Annotated in this window: 21 protein-coding genes and 3 riboswitches; of the genes, 7 read left to right on the top strand and 14 right to left on the bottom strand. The window is 47.1% G+C overall.

Annotated features, from left to right (window positions below):
- Window positions 1-27 precede the first annotated feature (27 nt).
- From cydC to RUW00_RS09265, 4 genes are read right to left on the bottom strand one after another with little or no spacing between them, the layout of a single operon-like run.
- On the bottom strand, window positions 28-1,758 hold the full coding sequence (cydC, locus tag RUW00_RS09280) for a thiol reductant ABC exporter subunit CydC (RefSeq protein ID WP_280144735.1): 1,731 nt from the start codon (window positions 1,756-1,758) through the stop codon (window positions 28-30).
- A complete protein-coding gene (cydD, locus tag RUW00_RS09275; RefSeq protein WP_280144736.1) occupies window positions 1,755-3,458 on the bottom strand; it encodes a thiol reductant ABC exporter subunit CydD in 1,704 nt (567 codons plus the stop codon). Before cydD ends, cydC begins: the two co-directional genes overlap by 4 nt.
- Window positions 3,458-4,474 (bottom strand): cytochrome d ubiquinol oxidase subunit II, encoded by a 1,017-nt coding sequence (gene cydB, locus RUW00_RS09270; RefSeq protein ID WP_014722010.1) that lies wholly within the window; start codon window positions 4,472-4,474, stop codon window positions 3,458-3,460. The genes cydD and cydB overlap by 1 nt, the downstream gene beginning before the upstream one ends.
- Window positions 4,458-5,864, bottom strand: a complete 1,407-nt coding sequence (locus RUW00_RS09265; protein ID WP_007614697.1) for a cytochrome ubiquinol oxidase subunit I — start codon at window positions 5,862-5,864, stop codon at window positions 4,458-4,460. Before RUW00_RS09265 ends, cydB begins: the two co-directional genes overlap by 17 nt.
- A 502-nt stretch (window positions 5,865-6,366) precedes the next feature.
- Between RUW00_RS09265 and cimH the strand changes: the two genes are divergently transcribed.
- Window positions 6,367-7,710 (top strand): citrate/malate transporter CimH, encoded by a 1,344-nt coding sequence (gene cimH / locus RUW00_RS09260; protein ID WP_053285310.1) that lies wholly within the window; start codon window positions 6,367-6,369, stop codon window positions 7,708-7,710.
- Between the two features lie 35 nt (window positions 7,711-7,745).
- On the opposite strand, the gene RUW00_RS09255 is transcribed toward cimH, so the two are convergent.
- From RUW00_RS09255 to RUW00_RS09240, 4 genes are all read right to left on the bottom strand, one after another.
- The gene (locus RUW00_RS09255) at window positions 7,746-8,588 is read right to left on the bottom strand and encodes a polysaccharide deacetylase family protein (protein ID WP_061861669.1); all 843 of its coding nucleotides are present in this window, start codon (window positions 8,586-8,588) and stop codon (window positions 7,746-7,748) included.
- Window positions 8,589-8,687: 99 nt separating this feature from the next.
- Complete coding sequence (locus RUW00_RS09250) at window positions 8,688-9,788, bottom strand: ABC transporter ATP-binding protein (RefSeq protein ID WP_014419235.1); 1,101 nt, start codon at window positions 9,786-9,788, stop codon at window positions 8,688-8,690.
- 118 nt (window positions 9,789-9,906) lie between these two features.
- A complete protein-coding gene (locus tag RUW00_RS09245) occupies window positions 9,907-10,800 on the bottom strand; it encodes a PucR family transcriptional regulator (protein WP_280144737.1) in 894 nt (297 codons plus the stop codon).
- A 166-nt stretch (window positions 10,801-10,966) separates the two neighbouring features.
- Window positions 10,967-11,803: a YitT family protein gene (locus RUW00_RS09240; RefSeq protein WP_003150818.1), complete on the bottom strand. Its 837-nt coding sequence runs from the start codon at window positions 11,801-11,803 to the stop codon at window positions 10,967-10,969.
- Window positions 11,804-11,868: 65 nt separating this feature from the next.
- A riboswitch (guanidine-I (ykkC/yxkD leader) is annotated at window positions 11,869-11,970 on the bottom strand.
- Window positions 11,971-12,316: 346 nt separating this feature from the next.
- Here RUW00_RS09240 and RUW00_RS09235 point away from each other — a divergent pair.
- A complete protein-coding gene (locus RUW00_RS09235) occupies window positions 12,317-12,856 on the top strand; it encodes a DUF4352 domain-containing protein (RefSeq protein WP_119834765.1) in 540 nt (179 codons plus the stop codon).
- A 46-nt stretch (window positions 12,857-12,902) separates the two neighbouring features.
- Here the strand turns inward: RUW00_RS09235 and galE are convergent, their stop codons facing one another.
- Window positions 12,903-13,919: a UDP-glucose 4-epimerase GalE gene (gene galE / locus RUW00_RS09230; protein ID WP_061861672.1), complete on the bottom strand. Its 1,017-nt coding sequence runs from the start codon at window positions 13,917-13,919 to the stop codon at window positions 12,903-12,905.
- A gap of 210 nt (window positions 13,920-14,129) precedes the next feature.
- Between galE and pepT the strand changes: the two genes are divergently transcribed.
- From pepT to RUW00_RS09210, 4 genes are all read left to right on the top strand, one after another.
- On the top strand, window positions 14,130-15,362 hold the full coding sequence (pepT, locus tag RUW00_RS09225; protein WP_280144738.1) for a peptidase T: 1,233 nt from the start codon (window positions 14,130-14,132) through the stop codon (window positions 15,360-15,362).
- 576 nt (window positions 15,363-15,938) lie between these two features.
- A complete protein-coding gene (locus tag RUW00_RS09220) occupies window positions 15,939-16,106 on the top strand; it encodes a hypothetical protein (RefSeq protein WP_003150808.1) in 168 nt (55 codons plus the stop codon).
- A 103-nt stretch (window positions 16,107-16,209) separates the two neighbouring features.
- Complete coding sequence (locus RUW00_RS09215; RefSeq protein ID WP_017418594.1) at window positions 16,210-16,686, top strand: LURP-one-related/scramblase family protein; 477 nt, start codon at window positions 16,210-16,212, stop codon at window positions 16,684-16,686.
- An 84-nt stretch (window positions 16,687-16,770) separates the two neighbouring features.
- Window positions 16,771-16,856, top strand: a riboswitch (SAM riboswitch).
- A 77-nt stretch (window positions 16,857-16,933) separates the two neighbouring features.
- Complete coding sequence (locus tag RUW00_RS09210; protein WP_029972954.1) at window positions 16,934-18,070, top strand: 5-methyltetrahydropteroyltriglutamate--homocysteine S-methyltransferase; 1,137 nt, start codon at window positions 16,934-16,936, stop codon at window positions 18,068-18,070.
- A 34-nt stretch (window positions 18,071-18,104) separates the two neighbouring features.
- Here the strand turns inward: RUW00_RS09210 and RUW00_RS09205 are convergent, their stop codons facing one another.
- Complete coding sequence (locus tag RUW00_RS09205) at window positions 18,105-18,986, bottom strand: methyltransferase domain-containing protein (protein WP_203249416.1); 882 nt, start codon at window positions 18,984-18,986, stop codon at window positions 18,105-18,107.
- 363 nt (window positions 18,987-19,349) lie between these two features.
- Window positions 19,350-19,450, top strand: a riboswitch (purine riboswitch).
- 135 nt (window positions 19,451-19,585) lie between these two features.
- Between RUW00_RS09205 and RUW00_RS09200 the strand changes: the two genes are divergently transcribed.
- Window positions 19,586-20,779: a NupC/NupG family nucleoside CNT transporter gene (locus RUW00_RS09200; protein ID WP_014419242.1), complete on the top strand. Its 1,194-nt coding sequence runs from the start codon at window positions 19,586-19,588 to the stop codon at window positions 20,777-20,779.
- Window positions 20,780-20,826: 47 nt separating this feature from the next.
- Here RUW00_RS09200 and RUW00_RS09195 read toward each other — a convergent pair whose 3' ends face one another.
- From RUW00_RS09195 to RUW00_RS09180, 4 genes are all read right to left on the bottom strand, one after another.
- Window positions 20,827-21,501 carry a DUF3298 and DUF4163 domain-containing protein gene (locus RUW00_RS09195; RefSeq protein WP_021494710.1) on the bottom strand — a complete coding sequence of 225 codons (675 nt, stop codon included), beginning with the start codon at window positions 21,499-21,501 and terminating at the stop codon, window positions 20,827-20,829.
- Window positions 21,502-21,641: 140 nt separating this feature from the next.
- Window positions 21,642-21,950 carry a hypothetical protein gene (locus RUW00_RS09190; RefSeq protein WP_015418528.1) on the bottom strand — a complete coding sequence of 103 codons (309 nt, stop codon included), beginning with the start codon at window positions 21,948-21,950 and terminating at the stop codon, window positions 21,642-21,644.
- A gap of 81 nt (window positions 21,951-22,031) precedes the next feature.
- Window positions 22,032-22,178 carry a hypothetical protein gene (locus tag RUW00_RS09185; protein WP_017418589.1) on the bottom strand — a complete coding sequence of 49 codons (147 nt, stop codon included), beginning with the start codon at window positions 22,176-22,178 and terminating at the stop codon, window positions 22,032-22,034.
- 41 nt (window positions 22,179-22,219) lie between these two features.
- Window positions 22,220-24,271 (bottom strand): catalase, encoded by a 2,052-nt coding sequence (locus tag RUW00_RS09180; RefSeq protein WP_315956595.1) that lies wholly within the window; start codon window positions 24,269-24,271, stop codon window positions 22,220-22,222.
- Between the last annotated feature and the right edge of the window lie 106 nt (window positions 24,272-24,377).

Genomic DNA, 24,377 nt, shown 5'->3' with positions numbered 1-24,377 from the left:
AAAAAACAGCCGCTCGTTTGCGGCTGTTTATGTTCTGATCGGAACATCAAGACGGTAAAGCTTCCGGTACCGTTCGTTTTCTGCAAGCAGCTCTTGATGGGTTCCTTCCATTTCTGCTTTTCCATTTTCTAAAAAGACGATTTTATCAGCTGTTTCCACACCCGCTAAATGGTGTGTAATCCAGAGGATCGTTTTCTCTTTAAAGACATCAAAAATCGTATCAAGCAATTCGCGTTCAGTGACCGCATCAAGGCCGACCGTCGGTTCATCAAGGATAATGACCGGCGTATCTTGGAGCAGAATACGGGCAAGCGCGATCCGCTGCCGTTCCCCGCCTGAGAAACGAATTCCCGTCTCCTGCACGGACGTTTCATATCCGTCAGGCAGTGATTCAATATAATCATGCAGCTTCACTTGCCGCGCCGCACGCTTAACATCTTCATCACTCGCCTTGCCGTTTCCGAGCCGGATATTGTTCATAATGCTCGTGTTAAAGAGATGAGGTTTCTGATTCAAAACGGCCACCGCTGAGGAAATCTGCTCCTGCACGGCCGCAGTTTCCAGCCCGTTCAGCATCACTTTGCCCGAATCGGGAACTAAGGCGCCTTCAATTAAAGCAAGAGAGGTCGACTTACCGGAACCGCTCCTGCCGAGCAGCGCCATTTTTTCACCTTGGCGGAGAGTGAAGGAAAAACGGTCAAGCACATGACTGTGCTGATCATAAGAAAACGTCACGTTATCAAATGTAAGTGTCACATCAGATACATCCAGTTTCTCATCCGTCTGCTTCACCTCACGACTTAGCAGCTCCGGAGCCGCCTTACTCATTCTTTTGATGGAATCCTGATAAGAAGGCACTTCCGTCAGCGCATCCGAAAGGGGCAGAAACGCCTCCGTCAATGGAAATACGACAAGCACAAAGGCCGCGATCATCGTGTTGGCGATGCTGCCGTCCGCATACTGACCCGCCGTCCAGAACAGCATGATCAATATGAAGCCGCCGACAAGACATTGCGCGGCGAGATCACGCCATCTTGTAAACCGCTGACGTTTGCTTTCAAGGTCAAACCATGCCTTCTCTTTCTCTTCATAAGAGGAAATAAAGGCCGCCTGGCGTCCCGAAAACATCCAGTCGCTCACGCCGAGCACGGCATCTGTCAGCCGGCTGTAGAGCGTATTCCGGCCGCTTTTCAGCCTCATGTTTTTCGCTCTCGTCACAAGAAGCGACACAACCGGAAACAATACAACCAATATAAACAGGTAAATCGCCGCAAAAGCGGCAAACGGCCAGGAAAAAAAGCCGAGTCCGATAACGGAGGCCGCATACAGCAGCAAAGCGGAAACCGCCGGGAAAATCGTTTTTAAAAACGCATCCTGCAAATGCTCAATATCCTCAGCCAAAATGCCGAGCATGTCGCCCGTCCGAAAACGGGATGAAAGCATGAGCGAGCCCGGCTCCAGCATATTGTAAAGCCGCACCCTCATGTCGGACACGATTTTCAAAATGATATGGTGCCCCGTCAGACGCTCGGCGTACCGTGAGACTGAACGGGCAATCCCGAAGGTGCGCACGGCCACAATCGGAACGTACACCAGCAGGATATTCTCAGGCCTTGTCGCCGACTTAGAGATCAAAAAACCGGAAGTGAACATGAGAAAGGCCGCCGAAAAAATCGTCACCGCGCCTAAAAAAATCACAAGAACAAACAAACGGGCATTTTGCTTCATATACGGCAGAATCCATTCTTCTTTTCTCATGTTCTTTCCCCCAGTTGCGCCTTTACAAGTTTGGCGTATACGCCTTGTTTCGCCATCAATTCGTCGTGGGTGCCGATTTCCGCCACCGCGCCGTCATCAAGCACGATAATTTCGTCCATCTCAAGCATCCAGTGAAGACGGTGAGTGGCCAGAAAAACAAGCTTATTTTCAAACAGGTCTTTCATCGTTTCTTTTATTTCATATTCTGTTTCAATATCAAGGTGAGCGGTCGGCTCATCCAAAAGGAGAATCGGCCGGTTTCCTAAAAAGGCTCTGGCCAGCGCGACACGCTGAGCCTGTCCTCCGCTGAGCGCCCGTCCGCCCTCGCCGATCCGGCCGTCAAGGCCGCCGGGCAGATCACGGATCAGTCCGGAAAGACCCGCTGAAGCAGCGGCCTGCGCCGTTTCCTCATGCGAAGCATCAGGATGATAAAACCGGATATTATTCAAAAGCGTGTCATCAAAAATGTACGGATGCTGCGGAATATAGAGCAGCTGCTTCTGCCAGCCGTCCGACTGCAGATGCGAGCGGGATTCACCGTTTACCTTGATCTCACCGGACGCAGGCTCTAAAAAGCCGCCCAGCACATCAATGAGTGTCGATTTTCCCGCACCGCTTTCCCCGATAATCCCGATTTTTTTCTTCCCTTTAAAGGACAGATGAAATTCAGACATCGATTCTCGGACGGACAAACGCGTAAGCTGTAATTCATCCCCGTCAGTCCACGTATCAAGTTCGAGCGGCTTTTCTTCTTTAAAACCGGGCTGCGCCAAAATCGCTTGAATGGTTTTCCCCGCCTCCTGCCCGTTTAACGTCGCGTGGTAATCATTTCCCACTTCGCGGACCGGGAGAAAATATTCAGGCGCGAGAATCAGCGCGGTCAGTGCCGGCCCGAGCAGAATTTGTCCGTCTATCAGCCGCAAGCCGAGAAACACCGCCACTGTCGCCACCGACAGCATCGTAAAGAAATCCAGGGCGAATGATGATAAAAACGCGACCCGGAGCGTGCTCATCGTCGCCTTACGGTATCTCTCACTGACATGAAAGATGTTTTTACTGTGTGATTTGCTTAATCCTAAAAACCGCAATGTCTCCAGTCCGCGAAGCGAATCCACGAAATGATTGGAAAGCGTCTGATAGGACTTCCATTGGCGATCGGCTTTTTTCTGTGCGACAAGTCCGAGCAGAATCATAAATACAATCAAAATCGGAAGCGCAAGAATCAGAATCAATGCCGATGTTTTATCCTGAAAAAACACGTAAATAACAACGGCCGCCGGTACAATCGCCATGCTGACCATTTTCGGCAGAAACAGCTCTAAATAACGGCGGAACTGGCTGATGCCTTCCATCGCCAGCGTCACCATCCGGCCTGTTCCCTCTTTTTTCGCAAAGCGGGGGCCGAGACGGAACAATTGCTCAAGAAATCTTTTTCTTAAGTCTGCGCCGGTTTGCGCGGCATATTGGTACACGATTTTCTGCCGGACCGTTGCCACCGCATGCCGGACCAAAAACGCAAGCAGGAAAAAGCCGATAACCGGATAAAGAGAAGCAATCCGCTTCCCGTTAAATAATCCGGTTACCGCCTGGCTCAGCCATTCCGCCTGCAAGATGATGGCGGCCGTTTGTATAATCGTTAATCCCGTAATGATCGCAAGAATCCGCTTCATTCCTTTATAAAGAAACAGGTCTTTTCCCATTAATAAGTCATAGGCTCCTTATGGCTGACGCGTTTCCGGAAGACATAATAGCTCCAGATCTGACTGCCGATGACAAACGGCAGCAGAGTCAGTGCGACAATTGTCATGACCTTAAGTGAATAATCACCGGAAGACGCGTTAGCTACTGTTAAGTCATACGCGCTTTTCAGCGAGCTGACCATGACGCGCGGGAACAGAGAGATAAAAATCATCGCAACTGTCAAAGCAAGACCCGCGCCGGTCATACCGAATGCCCAGCCGTCTTTTTTCTTGCTCATGAACACAACGGCAAGAACGTTGCAGATGACAATCAGCACGAATACCGGAATCGTGATGTTTGCCCGGCGTGTAAACATATCCGTATCGTATGCAGACATCGCAAAGAAAGCAAGTACAACAAGAAAGATAACACCGATTACGCGTTTTGCCATTTTTCTCGCACGCTCTTGTAAATCACCGATCGTGCGCAGTGTGATAAACATTAAACCGTGCAGGAATGAAAGAAGGGTGACGGCCGCTCCGCCGAGAACGGAATACACGTTCACAATATCTGAAAAACCTGCGTGAATGTTCATATGTCCGTCAATCGGCACACCGCGGAACAAGCTTGTGAAAATAAGTCCGAATACAAATGGCGGGATAAGGCTGCCGAAGAAAATCACCCAGTCCCATGTTTTGACCCATTTCAGATTATTCACTTGGCCGCGGAATTCAAATGCCACGCCGCGCCCCATCAAAGCAAGAAGAATGATGATAAACGGAATGTAATATCCGCTCAGCATCGTCGCATACCAGTTCGGGAATGCCGCGAAGATCGCTCCCGTCCCTGTGATAAGCCACACCTCATTCGCATCCCAGAACGGGCCGATGGTGTTAACCAGCACTCTGCGTTCTAATTCATTATGGCCAAGAAATCGGGTCGAAATGCCGACACCGAAATCAAAACCCTCTAAAAAGAAAAATCCGACAAACAAAACTGAAACGAGTATAAACCAAAGATCATGAAGTGACCCCATGGTAGACCTCCTGACTGAACGGATCCGTTGATACAGGAACATCCTTATGATCATCATGGTCCGCACCTTTTTTAATTTCACGAACGAATAGGAAAACCAGCAGCGCGCCTAAAATCAAGTACATGACGCCGAAGCTGATAATTGAAAACAGCAGAGATCCCGTCGTTACGTTAGGAGAAACGGATTGTGCGGTCGTCAATTGTCCCATGACCGTCCACGGCTGGCGGCCGATTTCAGTCATAATCCAACCGGCAGAGTTCGCAATGAATGGAAATGCGATCAGTGCGATCATGCCCCGTAAATACCACTTGCTCGTATGAAGCTTTTTGCGGCGGTTCAGAATAAAGCCGGCAATCGCGGCAAAAATCATAAGCGCGCCCGCTCCCGCCATAATGCGGAAACTCCAGAACGTCGTTTTAACAGGCGGGATATAGTCGCCTTTTCCGTACGTTTTTTCGTATTCTTTTTGAAGTGTTTTCATCCCTTTCACACTGCCGCTGAACTTCTGGTAAGCCAAGTAGCTCAGTGCGTAAGGAATTGAAATTTCTGATGTGTTTTTTTCTTTATTCGTATCAATATTCGCAAAAGCCGTCCACGCGGCAGGATCACCGCTGTCATCCCATAGCGCTTCACTGGCGGCCATTTTCATCGGCTGCGATTCCATTAAATGCTCAGCCTGCATATGTCCGCTGAACGCAACGCCGATACCGGCGATCAGACCGACAATCATCGAAAGCTTGAAAGATTTATGGAAGAAAGGCACTTCTTTTTTCTTCAATAATTTAAATGCGCTGACACCGGCGATAAAGAAAGCACCCGTCGCAAGCGCCCCGAAAATGACGTGAGGGAATTCAACCCAAAGCTGAGGATTTGTCAAAAGCGCCCCGAAATCATTCATTTCCGCGCGGCCGTTTTTAATCGCAAAGCCGACCGGCTCCTGCATGAATGAGTTTGCCGTCAAAATCCAGAAAGATGACATAATCGTTCCGAAGGACACAAGCCAAATGCAAAGCAAATGCACTTTTTTAGATAAACGGTCCCAGCCGAAAATCCATAATCCGATAAAAATAGACTCCATAAAAAACGCCAAAAGCGCTTCAACCGCAAGCGGAGCTCCAAATACGTCTCCGACAAAACGGGAATAATCAGACCAGTTCAGACCGAACTGGAATTCCTGAAGAATCCCTGTGACGACGCCGACAGCGAAGTTAATTAAAAAGAGATGCCCCCAAAATTTAGCCATTTTGAGATAGGTCTCTTGTTTTTTGACAACATAAAGCGTCTCCATCAAAGCAACCATAAACACAAGCCCGATAGACAAAGGCACAAACAAGAAGTGAAACAATGTTGTAGATGCAAATTGAATGCGGGCTAATACCAACTCACTCATGATGTTTTTCCTCCAATCTGGTAAATTGCTCAACATTTCACAAACATAACGAGATCATTGCTCGGTATTTCACAAAAAATGATATATTTGCTCAATGTTTCACAAATTCGTCAAAACTATTGAAATATCAGCCTGTACACCCTGGGGGACAGCGGCTGTCATAGAAATGATTCAATATCATTACTTTACAACGATTCAGCCTAAAAAAAAAGATCAATATACCTAAAATAAGGCTGAAATTGTGACCGATTATTGTCGAATTTGTAGAGATTTTATGTCAGCGCCTAGGATATTTGTCCCTTTGATATCGTACCCCTTTTTTATTCGTGTGGCGAACAAAATGCTTTTCTCGGCGAAAAAGCCCGCCAAATCGCCATTTTGAGAAAGAAAATGTGAAGAAAGCATGTCCTCTAGTAAATTCATAATATATGAACAATTTAAATTTTTTAGTATACTTTAAATGGGGATATTTTTTCACTACATAACGACTGGGGGAACAAGCATGGGAGAACTTCAACCAAAATTGCAAACGGATTCAATCCAAAAACAGGAACGGACTGATAACTGGTTTGCCAGAGCAATGAATATAAGAATCGGCATTATTCCTCTTCCTATCTATATCCTGCTTTTCTTGCTTATTACGGTGTTTGTCATGAGCCGTGATGTAAAAAGCGACATTCTGACATCAATTGCCGTCATGAGTTTTTTCGGATTTACCTTCGGCCAGATCGGAAAATCCATTCCGATCGTGCGGTCCATCGGCGGCCCTGCGATTCTCGCAACCTTTATTCCATCCGCTGTCGTCTACTACCACCTGCTTCCGAAAGACATTATTACTTCAACAACAGAATTCACAGAAAGCTCCAACTTTCTCTATCTATTTATTGCCGGTATCGTCGTCGGCAGTATTCTCGGGATGAAAAGAGAGACGCTCGTCAAAGCTTTCGTCAAGATTTTTATTCCGCTGATCGCCGGCTCGATCGCGGCCGCCATCGTCGGCTTATGCGTCGGGACGCTGCTCGGGCTCGGCTTTCAGCACACGCTGCTTTATATTGTCGTTCCGATTATGGCGGGGGGTGTCGGTGAAGGCGCGATTCCTTTATCCATCGGCTACTCCGATATTATGCCGATGTCCCAGGGAGACGCCTTTGCGCTTGTGCTGCCGTCCATCATGCTCGGCAGCCTGTGCGCCATTATGTTATCGGGTTTGCTGAATGTCATCGGGAAACGCAAACCGAAATGGACGGGCAACGGGAAGGTTGATAAGTCTGATCATTCCGCTCCCGCATTGGAACAGCCGGCCAATGATAAAACATTTGATTTGTCCTTTTTCGCTTCGGGCGGTATTTTAGCGGTTTCCCTCTATTTGGTCGGCATGCTGGCGCATGATTTCTTTCAGCTTCCGGCTCCTGTTGTGATGCTCGTCCTTGCCGTTCTCATTAAGCTGTTCAGGCTGGCGCCGGCTTCGATTGAAAACGGAGCCTTCGGCGTCTCGCGCTTTTTCTCGACAGCCGTGACCTATCCGCTCTTATTTGCGATCGGCGTTTCAATGACACCGTGGGACAAGCTGATTGCGGCGTTTACGATCAGCAACATCATTACCATTTTATCAATCGTCGTCACGATGATGGCCGTCGGTTTTCTGACCGGAAAATGGCTGAATCTGTACCCGATTGAGACGGCGATTATTAATGCCTGCCATTCCGGCCAGGGCGGCACCGGCGACGTCGCGATCTTGAGCGCCGCTGAACGGCTTGAGCTTATGCCGTTCGCCCAAGTGTCGACCAGAATCGGCGGAGCGATTACCGTGAGTGTCACCCTTCTGCTGCTTCATCAATTCTATTAAACTGAAAAAAGCCTCCGCATGATGCGGAGGCTCTGTTATTTCATCACATTTTGAATATAAGAGCCGAATGCCGCGCCGGACATGCCCGGCGACACACGGACGCGGTGAAGCCCGTAAAGCCCCTGATCTCTTGACGCCGCTCCCGGCTCCGTCGTGACCGCCATACGGTAGCCTGACGCGGCGGCGGCTTTTAATGTTTCCTTATTATATCGTCCGACAGGGTAGCTGATCATAGACGTCCGCTGTCCGAACATTTGATCAAATAAACGCTTAGAGTCCTTCATTTCACGTCGCTGCTGCTGCGGTGTGAGCCCGTTCAATTCGAGATGGTTCATCGTATGGCTCTGAATGGAAATGCCGTGGGCGGCCATCTCCTTCATCTGCTTCTCAGTCAGATGATTCTTATGCCCGATAAAGTTTCCGATCATAAAAATTGTCGCTTTCATCTTGTATTTCTTTAAAATGGGATAGGCCGCTTTCACATTGTCGGTATAGCCGTCATCAAATGTGATCAGAACACATTTTTCACGCGGCTCCTTATCTTCCGTCAGCATCAGATAGGCCTCTTCAGGAGTCATCGTATAATAGCCGTGATCATGAAGCCACTTCATATGCTGCCGGAATTCTTCCTTCGGCACACGCAGGCTGTTTCCCTCAGAAATGCTGTGGTACATCAGAATCGGCAGTCTTGCCGTTCCTTTCGTTTTAACCCAGGCGGACGTATCCGGCTCTTTTTTGATTTGGCGCTTTACAGACTTTTTATCGTGGTGCGCCTCTGCCTTCGGAATGCTTTGTTCGGCGCTTGCCTCATGGCCCGAGCAGGCAGCAAGCGTAAACACGGCAGCCAAAAGGCACATGCACATGATCATGCGTTTCATCGTTTTCCTGCTTTCTGTCTTCTATTTACTTTTTATATCGGTTATGCGTCAAAAATTGTTACATCAAAAAAGCCGGACATCCAGCTGTCCGGCTTTGCGTTATGAGCGGATTCTGATTTCTGTTTCACTGTCAAAAAAGTGAGCCTTATTCATGTCGAAAGCGACGGTCAATTCCTCACCGGCATGAATGTCATGGCGGGCGTCAATCCGGGCGATAAAATCCTGATCCCCGATCCGGGAATAAACCATAATTTCTGACCCGAGCAATTCCGCGACATTGATTTTAGCTGTGATGGATGAATTCTTATAGGATTCCACCACAATCAGCTCGTCATGTATGTCTTCCGGGCGGATGCCGAAGATAACATCTTTGCCGGCATACCCTTTTTCCCGGAGCATTTTCATTTTCCCTTCCGGCACGCCGAGAGCGGCTGAACCGATCTGAATGGCGCCGTCCGTCAGCTTTCCTTTGAAAAAGTTCATCGCTGGGGAGCCGATGAACCCGCCGACAAATACATTTTCGGGATGTTCATACACGTCTTTCGGGGTGCCGATCTGCTGAATTTTTCCGTCCTTCATGACTACGATGCGTGTCGCCATCGTCAGTGCTTCTGTTTGGTCGTGCGTCACATAGATTGTGGTTGTTTGCAGCCTTTGATGCAGCTTAATAATTTCTGCCCGCATCTGCACCCGAAGCTTTGCGTCCAGATTTGACAGCGGCTCATCCATTAAAAACACTTTGGCGTCCCTGACAATCGCCCGGCCTAATGCAACCCGCTGCCGCTGACCGCCGGAGAGCGCCTTCGGTTTGCGGTGCAGATACTCTGTGAGCCCCAGCATTTTTGCCGCTTCTTCGACCCGTTTTTTAATCTCCGGTTTCGGCATCTTCCTCAGCTTCAGACCGAAAGCGATATTATCATAGACCGTCATGTGCGGATATAACGCATAGTTTTGAAACACCATGGCGATATCCCTGTCTTTAGGAGCGATGTCATTCACTCTCGTGTCACCGATATAGAAATCGCCCTTCGTAATGTCTTCCAGCCCGGCAACCATCCTCAATGTTGTCGACTTGCCGCACCCCGACGGACCGACAAACACGATAAATTCTTTATCTTTAATATGAAGGTTAAAATCATCGACAGCCGCTTCTTTTTGATCGTAATACTTATAAATATGCTCCAGCCGAAGTTCCGCCATGTCATCTCCCCCTTTTTTTGTAAACGCTTTCTTAAATAGGATTGTAACAGTGGCAGACGGCGGCGGATATAGGCAATGTTCATAAAAAAAGTCCGCTGCCTTCGTGCACATTTCCCATTTAATGTGATTTTTCATACTGCAGACAAATGAAATAAGCCAGCAGGGCGCCCTGATATGTCTTAATATCAATACCCGAGCGTTCCGCAAATTTATCAATCCGATATTGAAGACTGTTGCGGTGCAAATGCAGTTTTTTCGATGTGAGCGACATGTTCGAGTTATGTTCAATAAAAGTCTGAATCGTATGCTTCAGCTCCGGTTCTTTCTGAAACAGCAGCGCCGCTTCTTCGTGAAGCAAGGCTGAGAGCTTTTCTCTGCTTTCTTCCGTGAGCATGGCCGGAAATACCGTTTCCGCGGTCAGCGTGCTCAGCTGCGGGAGATAACGCCGGCCAATCTGACAATATTGCTGTTCTCTCCGATAATGAAGACGCAGACGTTCTCCCGCGTCATAATACCTTCCGATGAAAAAACGGACACTGAAATAAAAATCGCCTTCGAGAATCTTCACAAAAGATGCGATGTCATCCGAATCTGGCGCTTCCAGCTTTTCTTCCTCCACAATCACGCCTTGATCCCTTCCCGTCCGGACAACTGTATATGAAACCGGCCAGAAATGGCGCAGCGCTTCCGTAAATGCCCCCCAGTCCCGTTCTCCCAATAAGTCATAATGGATAAAACGGACACGCGGCTCCTTGACATCAGGCACTGGGCCTTCTTCCAGCAGAAAACGCCGCCACCTCTTTGCTGCCGCCGTCTCCGGAAAAAAATCGCCTTTTTCTTCAGCGGGCGTCAAAAATGATTCCAGAAGCAGTTTCTCCTTCGGGGTGATATCCTCCTTCGGAATGGCGACATAGACCCGCCTTTTCTCATCATAAAAGCAAAAGACATCCTCCGCCGTACAGCACGTATCAGACAACACAGCCCTTGGGTAAATTGCCAATAACGGGTTCATATGCGCTCCTTTCTATCGCTCTATCATATTTTCAGTATAAAACGTCCGGCCGATTGTATCCACTTCGTTTTAAGAAACAGCTTTCAGGCTATTTCCCGGGAAACGGATCATAACCGCTTCTGCCGGCATAAGAAAAAAACCCTCCGCGCCGGCAGAGGGATTCTTTTTATTTAGAGATATCGACGAAGCCTTCGCCAAAGACGTCACGCACATCATGAACAATGACAAACGCTTTTGTATCACAGCTTTTAATAATTTTTTTGAGCATGGAAAGCTCTTGTTTCTGGATGACGATATATAAAATTTCCTTCGACTGCCCCGTGTAATTTCCTTTACCCGACAGCAGCGTAACCCCTCTGTCCATAAGCGTGTTGACCTGCTCAGCGATTTCGTGCTTATGCTCAGATATAATCGTCACCGCTTTTTTCGTATTCAGGCCTTCAATGATAAAGTCCATCACCTTCGTTCCGATGTACAGCATGACAATGGTAAACATCATTTTTTCCGCACCGATGATGAAATAAGAACTGAAGACGACAATCAGATCAAAGAACAAAAGCGCATAGCTGATGTTCCAATCGAGATATTTGTTCGCAATCCTCGCCAAAATGGCAGAACCCGCAGTCGTGCCTCCGACTCGAATAATGATCCCGATTCCGACACCGGCAAACACACCCGCAAAAATAGTATTAATAATGAGTTCATGTGAAGGCGAGTGCCAATCATGCGTCAGATGCAGAAACAGTGAGTTGGCAACAACGGTAATGATCGTATAAAGCGTTGTTTTTCCGTCTAAAAATTTATATCCGATAATCAATAAGATCCCGTTCAAAATGATATTCGTCACCCCGGGCGACCACTCAAACACATAGTACAAGATCAGGGTGATTCCCGTTACCCCGCCCTCTCCAAGATCATTCGGAATGGCGAATAAATTAACGGCCAAAGCAAAGATAAAAGCTCCAATAATCAGCATCAGCACATCCAGTAATCTCTTTTTCATCCCAGACACTCCTTTTTTATAAAATCAAAAAAGCCCGGGAGAGCACTCTTCATCAAAAGAGCAGAAACTCCCGGGCTTTTATCCCAACGTGTCACAGCAGGAACCTGCTGTGTGTTTTCTCTCGGTCCAGACCAATTCAGCATTGCGGAACCCTAGAAAACCACTGTTTTTTATGTTCAGTTTTTGTATATCTTTCAAGATTATACGGGAAATCACGAACATGTTCAACCACTCTTTTTTCAATAAACCTATAAAAAATTCGAACGATCTGCCGATACTAAAAAAGGCCTTTAAAATACATGACTAAAAAACCATTAAAATACTTTTTTTCTCAAAATATTATTGACTATAGGTTATTTTACAGGCATTATAGTATGTAGTTTTTAAGAAATAGTTTACATAGGAGGAAATATTATGGCAGGCAACCTGGTGTCTTGTAAGGCATGCGGCAAAGAAATCGCTAAAGGCGTTAAAAAATGCCCAAACTGCGGTAAAGATCAGAGAAACTTTTTTATGAGACATAAAATTATCACATTGCTTCTGGCAGTAGTGGTTATTATCATTCTCGTAAACATCGGCGGCGGAGGCGGATCTTCATCATCTAAAACCGCGTCTTCAAAAGCTGCGGAATCCAAGGAAAAACTGTATAACATCGGTGACACTGTTAAGACTGAGAAAACTGAAGTTACTGTTACCAAAGTGGAAAAAAGAGATTCAGTAGGCTCTCAATTTGTCGAGAAAAAAGCGTCTGACGGCGGCGTTATCGTAGCTGTTCAATACACAGTTAAAAATGTTTCAAACAAGCCGTTAAGCTCTTTCTCCATTCCAAGAGCGAAATTAGTAGATTCTAAAGGAACATCCTATGATTCAGATATTGATGCTTCTTCAAGCTATGCAACAGAAACAAAAGTAGACAACAGTAAAATTTTAAGTGACTTGAACCCGAACATTAAAGTTACTGACGTAAAAGCTTTTGAAGTTGATAAAAACGCATACTCTAAAGGCACTTGGAAATTAAAGTTCAGCAACGATGTTGAAGTGAAAATTAAATAATGACCGTAATAAAAGAGACCTTCACCATTTGAAGGTCTCTTTCTTTTTACACCTTTTGGTACCCGTTCACATTGGAGGACTGCCACTTCCAAGAGTCGGCGCACATTTCTTCAAGCCCGCGCTTTGCTTCCCAGCCTAATTCAGCCTTCGCTTTTGCCGGGTCTGCGAAGCATGCGGCGATGTCTCCCGGGCGCCGGTCGGCAAAACGGTACGGCACTTCTTTTCCAGATACTTTTTCAAACGCCTTGACCATCTCAAGAACGCTGTAGCCTCTTCCCGTGCCGAGATTATAGGCATCCGCGCCTGTTGTGTTCAGCACCTTCTCAAGCGCTCTGACGTGGCCCTCGGCAAGATCAACGACATGGATGTAATCCCGCACGCCGGTGCCGTCCTTTGTCGGATAATCATTGCCGAACACCTGCAATTGCTCAAGCTTGCCGACAGCGACTTGGGCGACGTACGGCATTAAATTATTCGGGATGCCGTTCGGGTCTTCTCCGATCCGGCCGCTCGGGTGCGCGCCGAACGGATTAAAGTAGCGGAGCAGCGCAATGCTCCATTCAGAGTCCGCTTTATGCAGATCGCGTAAAATCTGTTCCAGCATCAGCTTTGTCTGCCCGTAAGGATTGGTCGCGCTTAATGGAAAATCCTCAGTGATCGGCGTTGTTTCCGGAACGCCGTAAACCGTCGCTGAAGAACTGAAGACGATTTTTTTCACACCGTGTGCCTGCATGGCTTCACATAAAATAAACGTCCCCGTCAGATTATTATGATAATAACGGAGCGGAACAGCCACAGACTCACCGACCGCTTTTAATCCCGCAAAATGAATGACGGCTTCAATCTCATTTTCAGCAAACACCCGGTGAACGGCATCACGGTCAAGGAGATCCGCTTCATAAAACACAAGCCCTTTTCCGGTAATGTCTTTCACACGCTCCAATGCTTCCGGTGAACTATTTGACAGATTATCCAGAACCACGATGTCATAGCCGCCGTTTAACAGCTCGACACATGTGTGGCTTCCGATATAACCCGCTCCGCCTGTCACTAAAATCGCCATGAAGAAAGCCTCCTCTATTGAATGAATTGACCATATTATATCGGTTTTTTCTTTCTCAAACATCCATTTCCAAAAAGTTTAATCGTTTAGTCATCGTTTCTTCATAATTTGTTTTCATTCGCGTAAAACACAGAGCCCTCGAATCAAACCGGTTGTGAAATAGAAATCCCTCCCCCGCGCATGGTAAGATAAGACAAAGGAGATGACGGTATGAAAAATGAAATCATTGAACGCTTTACCTCTTACGTAAAAGTCGATACACAGTCTGACGAAAACAATGAAAACTGCCCTTCAACCCCCGGCCAGCTGACATTGGCCAACATGCTGGCAGATGAATTAAAGTCGATCGGCATGACAGAAATCACAGTCGATGACAATGGGTACGTCATGGCGACTCTGCCGGCGAATACGGATAAAGATATGCCGACTGTCGGTTTTCTGGCTCACGTGGACACAGCGACCGATTTTACCGGGGAAAATGTGAATCCTCAGATTATTGAGAGCTACGACGGACATGATATCGTTTTGAATGACAAACTCAATGTCGTCCTGTCGCCTGAGCAATTCCCGGAGCTCTCCCGCTATAAAGGCCAGACGCTGATTACAACAGACGGCACGACGCTGCTCGGAGCCGACAACAAAGCGGGTATTGCCGAAATCATGACGGCAATGGCGTACTTGATCAAACATCCGGACATCAAACACGGAACGATCCGGGTCGCGTTCACGCCCGATGAAGAAATCGGCAGAGGGCCTCACAAATTCGATGTCGGCCGCTTCAACGCCGCATTCGCCTACACGATAGACGGAGGCCCCCTCGGCGAACTGCAATATGAAAGCTTTAACGCAGCCGCCGCAAAGCTGACTTGTTACGGAAAAAGCGTCCACCCGGGAACGGCGAAAAACAAAATGGTCAACGCTTCAAAAATCGCGATGGAATTTCATCAAGCGCTGCCGAAAGAAGAAGCGCCGGAATATACGGAAGGGTATGAAGGCTTCTATCATTTACTTTCCATGAACGGAGACGTTTCTGAAGCCGCCCTGTCGTACATCATCAGAGACTTTGACAGAGACCGCTTTGCAGAACGAAAAGAATATATGCAGAAAACCGCCGATGCGCTGGCGGCCAAATACGGCAAGGAAAGCATCAAGCTTGAACTGCGTGATCAATATTACAACATGAGAGAAAAAATCGAACCGGTCAAAGAGATAGTCGATGTCGCCTATCAAGCCATGAAAAACCTCGATATCGAACCGATTATCGAACCGATCCGGGGCGGAACCGACGGATCACAGCTCTCTTACATGGGACTGCCGACACCGAACATTTTCACGGGCGGCCAAAACTTCCACGGAAAATATGAATACATTTCCGTAGATCATATGGAAAAGGCGGTAAACGTCATTGTTGAAATCGCCAGGCTCTTTGAAGAGCGCGCTTAAAACCAAAGCCCCCTGCTTTGGTTTTTTTCTTTCACATGAAACCTTTCCTTCTTTCTTTCCGTATATAAGGTATGAAATGGAAAGAAGGAGTGAAGACTATGGCAAGAGGAACTGTAGCGAAAGAATTGAAAAAAACCTTAAAAGACCCCCGTGTTCTGGAGACGAAATCAAACCCTTTTAAAAAGCTGCGGAAAATGTTCAAACGATTTTTTTAAGATAACATCTCGTTTTCTTTAAAAAAATAAAGAAAGCGCTGTCATTCCGCAGTCATCTGTTAGAAGCAGTTATTTTGCATATTATAAGGTTTTTTAGGGTACTGAATAACACAAGGCAAACGAAAACAACGAAGTGGTTAATTAGACTCTTACAAAAAATAGTGAAAAAGTTATATAAACGATCATCATTCATCAGCCGATACAATCTATAGAACCACAACAAGAGCAAAATTTCTTCAACCCATAGTCATTTTTACGGAAAATGACGTTATTTTTTAAAAAAGTGACAATTGTTTGAATACTTTTCGTTTGTTTTTTCGTACAATAATAATACCAAAACTTTTTTTGGGAGGTATGTAAAATGATGCTACTTATTTTTGCTGCTTTGACAGGGTATCTTGTTTTCTCTTTCAGTAAGGACAACCGCCGGAAAACGCCAAAGACAAGCCCGCTGGTGACAGCTGCCGACACGAATAACATCATTGATTTAAATGCGATCCGTCAAAAACGCCGGATGCCGCTATCATAAAAACGACAGCTGCCGCAAAATCGGCAGCCTTTTTTTTATGCACCCGGCCGATATGAAACCATCCGCCTCCTTTTTTCGTACAACATAAAAAAGGAGTTTTTTTATGTACCATTTTTATATCAAAGAGCGGATGTTGACGTTTAAGAATCGTTTTCAAGTGTTTCTTGAAAGCGGGAAAGAAGTCTACAATGTTGAAGGAAAGCTGTTTTCATTCGGTGATGAACTGAAGCTGACTGATTTGGACGGCCGCACGCTCGCCAGCGTCAATCAGAAACTAATGTCGCTCGTTCCCCGTTACGAGATTTCCGTCAGCGGCAAACCCGTCTGCCAAGTCATCAAGAAAGTCACGTTATTCAAACCGAAATTTGAAATTTCCGGACTCGGCTGGGATCTTACCGGCGATGTGTGGGGCCGGAATTTTCAAGTGACAGACGGAAAATCAAACCGGATGACCGTCACCAAATCATGGATGAGCTGGGGCGATTCCTATCATTTGCAGATTGAAAAGGAAGAGGATATCGTTCTTTGTCTCGCGATCGCCATCGTGATAGATATGATTCTATTTGAGGGTGACAAATAAAAATATTTATCGAAATATATTGACAATATAAGATAATATACTAAGATTAAGAGTATTACAGTTTATTCTGAAAAATAGCATATTTCCTTATCAAGAGAGGTGGAGGGACTGGCCCTATGATACCCGGCAACCGCTGTTCGCAGAATGGTGCTAAATCCTGAAGATAAGGTTGAGATTTGCGGACGCAAGCTCTTCCCTATCCGAGGGAAGAGCTTTTTATATTTCATCAGGAAAGAAGGAATCGTTCATGTCACAGCAAAACACAGAACAACCATTGCATACGCTTCTAAGAAAAAACCCGCCGTTTCGCGCGGATCAGGTCGGAAGCCTGCTGCGGCCGGCGGCTGTGAAGCAAGCCCGCCTGCAAAGAGCGGCGGGTGAGATTTCGGCAGAACAGCTGCGCGAAATCGAAAACAGAGAAATCATCCGCAGTGTGGAAAAGCAGAAAGAAACCGGCCTCAATGTCGTGACTGACGGCGAATTCCGCCGTGCCTGGTGGCATTTTGATTTTCTCGAAAACTTAGACGGCGTCGAAGCGTTTACGCCTGAAAGCGGCATTCAGTTTCACAACGTACAGACGAAAGCGCGCGGCATTAAAGTAACGGGAGATATTGATTTTTCTCAGCATCCGATGCTCGAAGATTATAAATTCCTGCACAGCATTGCCGGCGATGCTGTTCCGAAAATGACCATCCCAAGTCCGAATATGCTGTTTTTCCGCGGAAAATTGGAAAAAGCGTCCTACCAGAATGATTACAAACAATTTCAGCACGATGTGTCAAAGGCGTATAAAAAAGCGATTCAAGCTTTCTATGACGCCGGGTGCCGCTACCTTCAGCTCGATGACACCGCATGGGCCGTTTTCTTATCAGAAGCGGGGCTTCGTCAGATTGAAGCTTTCGGCACAACGCCGGATGAGCTGCGCAAGCTGTTTGCCGCTTCCATTAATGACGCCATCAAGGACCGCCCTGACGATCTGAAGGTTACGATGCATATCTGCCGCGGCAACTTCCAATCCACATGGACGGCTGAAGGCGGCTATGATGCAGCGGCTGAAACGATTTTTGACGGGCTTGATCTTGACGGATTGTTCCTGGAATATGATGATTCCCGCTCCGGCGGCTTTGAACCGCTCCGCTATGTCAAACGCTCTGATCTTCAGCTTGTGCTTGGATTGATTACGTCGAAACATGGCGAACTTGAAGACAAGGACGCGATTAAACGCCGGATTGAAGAAGCTTCACAATATGTCAGCCTGGATCAGCTTTGCCTCAGCCCGCAATGCGGATTCGCCTCCACTGAGGAAGGAAACCTGATCACAGAAGAACAGCAATGGGCGAAACTGCGCCATGTCGTCAACATTGCCGGTGAAGTCTGGAAATAAAAAAAAGACACGCGATTAGCGTGTCTTTTCCGTTTTACAGCGGACCGGTTCCGATTAAAATATCGATATCTATCGTGACAGCAGCCTCTTTCCGGCTGATAAACCGCCGGATGCTGTCATCAGTACATTTCCATGTTAAGGGCGTCATTTTCACAAGCCGCTCGAGGTCAGGCTGCGATAAGGTCTTCGTGTAACACAGCCGTTTGCGCTCAAAGGTTTGAAAGCCCGCTTGGAATCGTCCGGCCGCAGAATCGGCGGTGTCGTTCCGCCGAGGACTGTCTCCGAAGAAGAATTCCCTCACTTCTTTCAAATAATCACGCCGCGGCACCGCTTTAATGACTGTGCCGCCCTTTTTTAAAAGCCTGCTGCATTCCTTGTAATTCCAAGGTGATAAAACGGACATGACGACATCAAAACAGCTGTCGGCAAACGGCGCATCCGCCACATCAGCGACGGCAAAAACCATATGATTCCCGAAGGCCTTTGCGGCGTGCAGCACACCTTCTTTCGAGAGATCAATGCCGATTCCCGTCACGGAAAAAGCGGGCTGAAGCAATTTGCATACGGCGGCTAAATGAGAGCCTTCTCCGCACCCCGCATCCAATATCGCCGCCGGTTTATGCGGAGATTGCTTACGGCTGATGATGGCGGCGATCTCCTTTTGAACCGGCCCAAAAAATTCCCGGCTGTCAAAAAGCTCGCGTCTCGCTTCGAACAGCTGCCTGTCATAGCGGGTTTTGACCGATTTATTGAGGAAATTCACATATCCTTGTTTTGATATATCAAATGTATGCCCCTGTCCGCAAATCAAGCTTTTGTATTGTGAGACCGCCATGGCCGACCGGCATAGCGGACACCTGAACACGGACTGGCATGATTGCAGTAATTCCGCGCGTTTTCTTTTTATAGACGTCAAAAAAAACACCTCATTCATTCGTTATTCCGATGAAATGAAAAAGGCATAGACAAATAAACCTCGCCAAATTGGAAGGTTTAACCTATTTATCTATACCTCTCATTATCTGTAACGAATGAACTGAATGATCACGAAAATGACCCCTTTTCTGCCGTCTTTTGAAGGCTGTGCCCTCAGATCCATTTTATCAGCTGCATCCCGTCTTTACAATGAACCGGAACGGTTTTTGGGGGTATTTTAAACCTTTATTATCCAATTACTTATGAACATCCTTTATTTTCTTTATTTATAATATAAATTTATTATTTTGAAAATATCTAAAAAGGTTGATTTTCAAAAATTGAAACGATAAAATACTGCTATCTCATGTAATATCGTTATTCTTGTATATGATCAGTAATATGGTCTGATTGTTTCTACCTAGTGCCGTAAAAGACTAGACTACAAGAAAGTTTGCATAAATTTGAACGAGTGAAAAGCATATGACGCTGTCTATTCTTTTCTTTTGGCTCTTATTTATCACACTTTCTGGCTTTCAGGAATTTGTGACGAATAAGAGCTTTTTTTATTTCCATAATACCCTTATAGGAGTTGCTCACATGTACTTTTTATTGAACATTGTCGGTCTCATTGTTGTCATGGCTGTTGTTTTCTTATGCTCTCCCAACAAGAAGAAGATTAAATGGCGTCCGATTGTCATGCTCCTCGTCTTTGAGTTTCTGATTACTTGGTTTATGTTAGGGACAAAAGTCGGCGGCTTTGTCATCGGGAAGATCGGCGCGTTCTTTACATGGCTGATTTCCTGCGCCAGTCAAGGGATTGCGTTCGCTTTTCCGTCTGTCATGGCGAACCCGACGGTTGATTTTTTCTTCAGCGCATTGCTGCCGATTATCTTCGTCGTGACCTTCTTTGATATGCTGTCGTATTTCGGTATTCTGCCGTGGCTCATTGATAAAATCGGCTGGCTGATTTCTAAAATATCCCGTCTGCCGAAGCTGGAGAGCTTTTTCTCCATCCAGATGATGTTTTTAGGAAATACGGAAGCTTTAGCCGTCATCCGCCAGCAGCTTGCCGCCGTCAGCAACAATCGGCTTTTGACATTCGGGCTGATGAGCATGAGCAGCATCAGCGGCTCGATCATCGGATCGTACTTGACGATGGTTCCGTCCACTTATGTGTTTACAGCCATCCCGCTGAATTGCTTAAACGCCCTTTTAATCGCCAATATGCTGAATCCCGTGGACGTTTCTAAAGAGGATGATATTATTTACGTTCCTTCAAAAGCGGAGAAAAAAGACTTCTTCTCCACGATTTCTAACAGTATGCTTGTCGGCATGAACATGGTCATTGTCATTTTAGCGATGGTGATCGGCTATGTGGCGTTAACGGCCGCGTTAAACGGCGTACTCGGACTGTTCATGCACGGTTTGACCATTCAAAAGATTTTCTCATACATCTTCAGTCCGTTTGCCTTCCTTCTCGGATTAGGCGGACATGACGCGATGTATGTCGCACAGCTGATGGGCATCAAGCTCGCGACGAATGAATTTGTGGCAATGGCCGATCTGAAAGGGCAGCTGAATTCACTTCCGCCGCACACGATTGCCGTGGCTACGACATTCCTGACATCATTCGCAAACTTCAGCACCATCGGTATGATCTACGGATCTTATCAATCTCTGCTTGATGGTGAAAAATCAGCCATCATCGGAAAAAACGTCTGGAAGCTGCTTGTCAGCGGAATTGCCGTTTCCTTATTGAGCGCGGCGATTGTCGGATTGTTTGTCTGGTAATAGAAAAAAAGCGATACCGCTCCGTTTTGGAGTGATATCGCTTTTTTTTATTGATAGACGGATGCAGGTACGAAAACGTCCCGGATTCCTGCCGCGTACGGTCCGAGATCATATTGTCCGAACACAACGGCAATGCCGTTTTTCGTAAAGAAGAAAGGTCTTTCGTTATTCAGGATGATCTCCTGTTTTTTAACGTCCTGATCGAACAGATCATCATGTTTCTTGATGTAACCGTAAAGATAGTCTCTCGTCTTGTTAGCTTTCGTTTTTGTATTCAGCACATTATCGAGTGTGACCCGTTTTTTTGCGGCCAAGTCGTAATTAAAGGTCTGAACGGATGTCAGCCCGTGTGCGCCGCCTGTGTAACTGTAGTCTTCCGTCTGAATGCTGAGCTTGCCGTCTTGATTATACTTCACCTTGAAATCTGCCTGGTATTCCGCTTTGTAGCCTTGTTTCTCACCGTCTTTTTTGTTTTTCACATATTCTTTGTACGATTGTTCAATATAGCGCTTGAAGTCCTGATTGATTTTCTTTTCAAAAGATGCGTTTCCCGTATTTGTGACCTCGGGGTATGTCAGCTGCTTTACATGCTTATACGTATGGCTTTTGACAACGGGCTTTGCGGTTTGCGCGGCCTCGGCTGAAGGCGCGAAACCTCCGAACGGCGCGGCTGTCAGCACGGTTAAGAGCACAGCCGCCATCATTTTGAATGCCTTTTTCATCACAACTCCTCCTTTTCATTACCGTTCCCTTTTTGAAAACGGATTACACTCTATAGACAGCGCAGATCAGCAAATTGTTTCTGGGCCTTCTTTCACATTTTCTCCATGAAAAAAAGAGACATGGAAAATCCACGCCTCTTTTACCGTGAAGGTCTTTGCGCAATGGCTTCATAAACAGCTTCCGCCAAATCGGAGTTGCCGAACATCTCCAAAACGCCGATAACGGTTTGATCAGGAATCGGTTCTGATTCCTCCTTCGGCACGACAAGTTCTTCAGCCGTTTTTCGCAGCTCTTCGTTTAAAGGCTGTCCGGGATAAGCCTTGCTGTAAATGGCCATCGGATCAAGGTCATGATTGACGCACCATTGGGCAAACACCAAAATCATCATGTTTTCGTCACGCCGGTAATATTCTTCGAGTTGTTTTTCGGTAAACGGCTTCACTATCATTCGCTCCTCCAGAAAATCTACCCCTAAGATACACAAACACAGAGCGGAAGTAAACCAAAGAGGGTGAAACATATTATTTCATCAACCCGACTGCTTTAAATAGCGCATGCCCTGACTCTCTAAAAACTGTTGTCTGAATGTCCCGGACAGCGGAAGGGACGGATTTGCACGGAAGCCATTTTCGTTTTCTCCCAATATTAATGCTTCGTTCAGATATTTCACTTTCACAATAAAAAAGCGCCCCTCTCATAAAAGGCGCTTTTTCATTCTTATATGCTTCTGTCCCAATGCCGATGCTCAGCCACGGCCTTCAGAAATTGTTCATGGTTTCCGTCCGGAACAAGGCCGGGGCCGTTTTCGGTTCCGGCGGCGAGGGCGAGAAGTTCTTTTCCTTCACCGGAGGCGCCGATCGCTTTGTAATGGCTGAAGGCTTCGCTGACGAAGTCTCTGGCCGATTTTTGGGCTTTGAGGCTGTCTGTGCTTTGTTTTCCGCCCGGAATGAAAACAGCGTCGTACAGGACGGAATCCGCTGTCAGGAAAGTGGCTGACGCTTCGAGCTCCGTGCCGTTTTCTCCCTTGATGGTTCCCAGCGCGGGGCTGATGATATCGGCTCTGACTCCCGCCTGTTTGCATGCATCAAGCACTTGTTTGACTTTCTCATCAGAAAACCCGTGGTCGGTTAAAACCGCAACCTGTCTTGTCGCTGCCGTCTTCACCGTGTTTTCCTGGCTTAAGGCAGGGGAAGTGAACGTTTCATCAGATTCACGGTCCTTCGGCGGCGGGTTCACGCCGATTCCTTTCGCAACACGCTCGGCAAGCCCGGCGTCGACGTGACTGAAGACATCAACCACCTGCTGCTGCACATCCTTGCTGTTCACTTTTCCGACTTCAAAACAGAACGCGGAGATGATATGTTCTTTCTCAGCGGGAGACATGCTGTTCCAGAACATCTTGGCCTGAGAAAAATAGTCATTGAAGCTCTCACTGCGCTGGCGGATTTTTCTGCCTTCTACTTTTTCCTGGTAATGAACGTATCCGCCTTCTTCTTCTGAGGCCGGCGACGGATCATTGTTCTGCAGGGAATTTTTATGATAGGCGACGGGACCCTTATTAATCGTCATCCGGTGGTAGCCGTCGTATTGGTTGTTATGGAACGGGCAGACCGGCCGGTTGATCGGAATCTCGTGAAAATTCGGCCCGCCAAGACGGATGAGCTGTGTATCTGTATAAGAGAAAAGCCGGCCTTGAAGAAGCGGATCATTGGTGAAATCAATGCCCGGCACGACATTTCCCGGGTGAAAGGCGACCTGTTCCGTTTCCGCAAAGACATTGTCCTGATTGCGGTCAAGGGTCATTTTTCCGATCAGCTTGACGGGAACCAACTCCTCCGGCCACAGCTTCGTCGGATCAAGGATATCGAAATCGAATTTGAACTCGTCTTCTTCGTCAATCATCTGAACACCGAGCTCATACTCGACTTTGCCGCCGTTTTCAATCGTTTCCCACAGGTCGCGGCGGTTGAAATCGGGATCTTTCCCGGCAATTTTCTGCGCTTCATCCCATACGAGGGAATGAACGCCGAGCACGGGTTTCCAGTGGAATTTTACAAAGCGCGCTTTTCCTTTCTCGTTGACGAAACGGAACGTATGCACGCCGAAGCCCTCCATCATCCGATAACTTCGCGGGATGCCGCGGTCAGACATCGTCCACATGACCATGTGCGCGGATTCAGGATTGTTTGCGACAAAATCCCAGAACGTATCATGAGCCGTCGCAGCCTGCGGCATTTCATTGTGCGGTTCCGGTTTTATGGCGTGAACGAGATCCGGGAATTTGATCGCGTCCTGAATGAAGAACACCGGAATATTGTTTCCGACGAGGTCATAGTTCCCTTCTTCAGTATAAAACTTCGTCGCAAATCCCCTGGCGTCACGGACGGTGTCGGCTGACCCCTTGGAGCCCGCCACTGTTGAGAAACGGACGAAAACAGGCGTTTTGACGGACGGGTCCTGCAAAAATTTCGCCCGTGTATATTCCGTCATCGGTTCGTACACCTGAAAATGCCCATGAACGCCGTACCCGCGCGCATGAACGACCCGTTCCGGAATCCGCTCGTGGTCAAAGTGCGTCATTTTTTCACGAAAATGAAAATCCTCCATCAGCGTCGGGCCGCGGACGCCCGCTTTTAAAGAATGCTCATCCTCAGACACGCGAAGCCCCTGATTGGTCGTCATTTTTTTGCCGCTGTTATCAGACCGGTACTGCTCCAGCTGTTCGTCCTTTGAGTGTTCATTTACTCGTTTGTTTTGATCATCACTCATGTCAGTTCCCCCTTTTAAAACGAAACATTCTACAGCACATTTACCCGCGGCGTTCTTCATATAAACTGCTGATCCGCTCATTAGGATTTTAGGTCTGTATTTACAT

Source organism: Bacillus sp. IS1 (genome assembly GCF_032461585.1).
Lineage (GTDB): Bacteria > Bacillota > Bacilli > Bacillales > Bacillaceae > Bacillus > Bacillus velezensis.
This window is presented reverse-complemented; position numbering and strand designations above follow the sequence as displayed.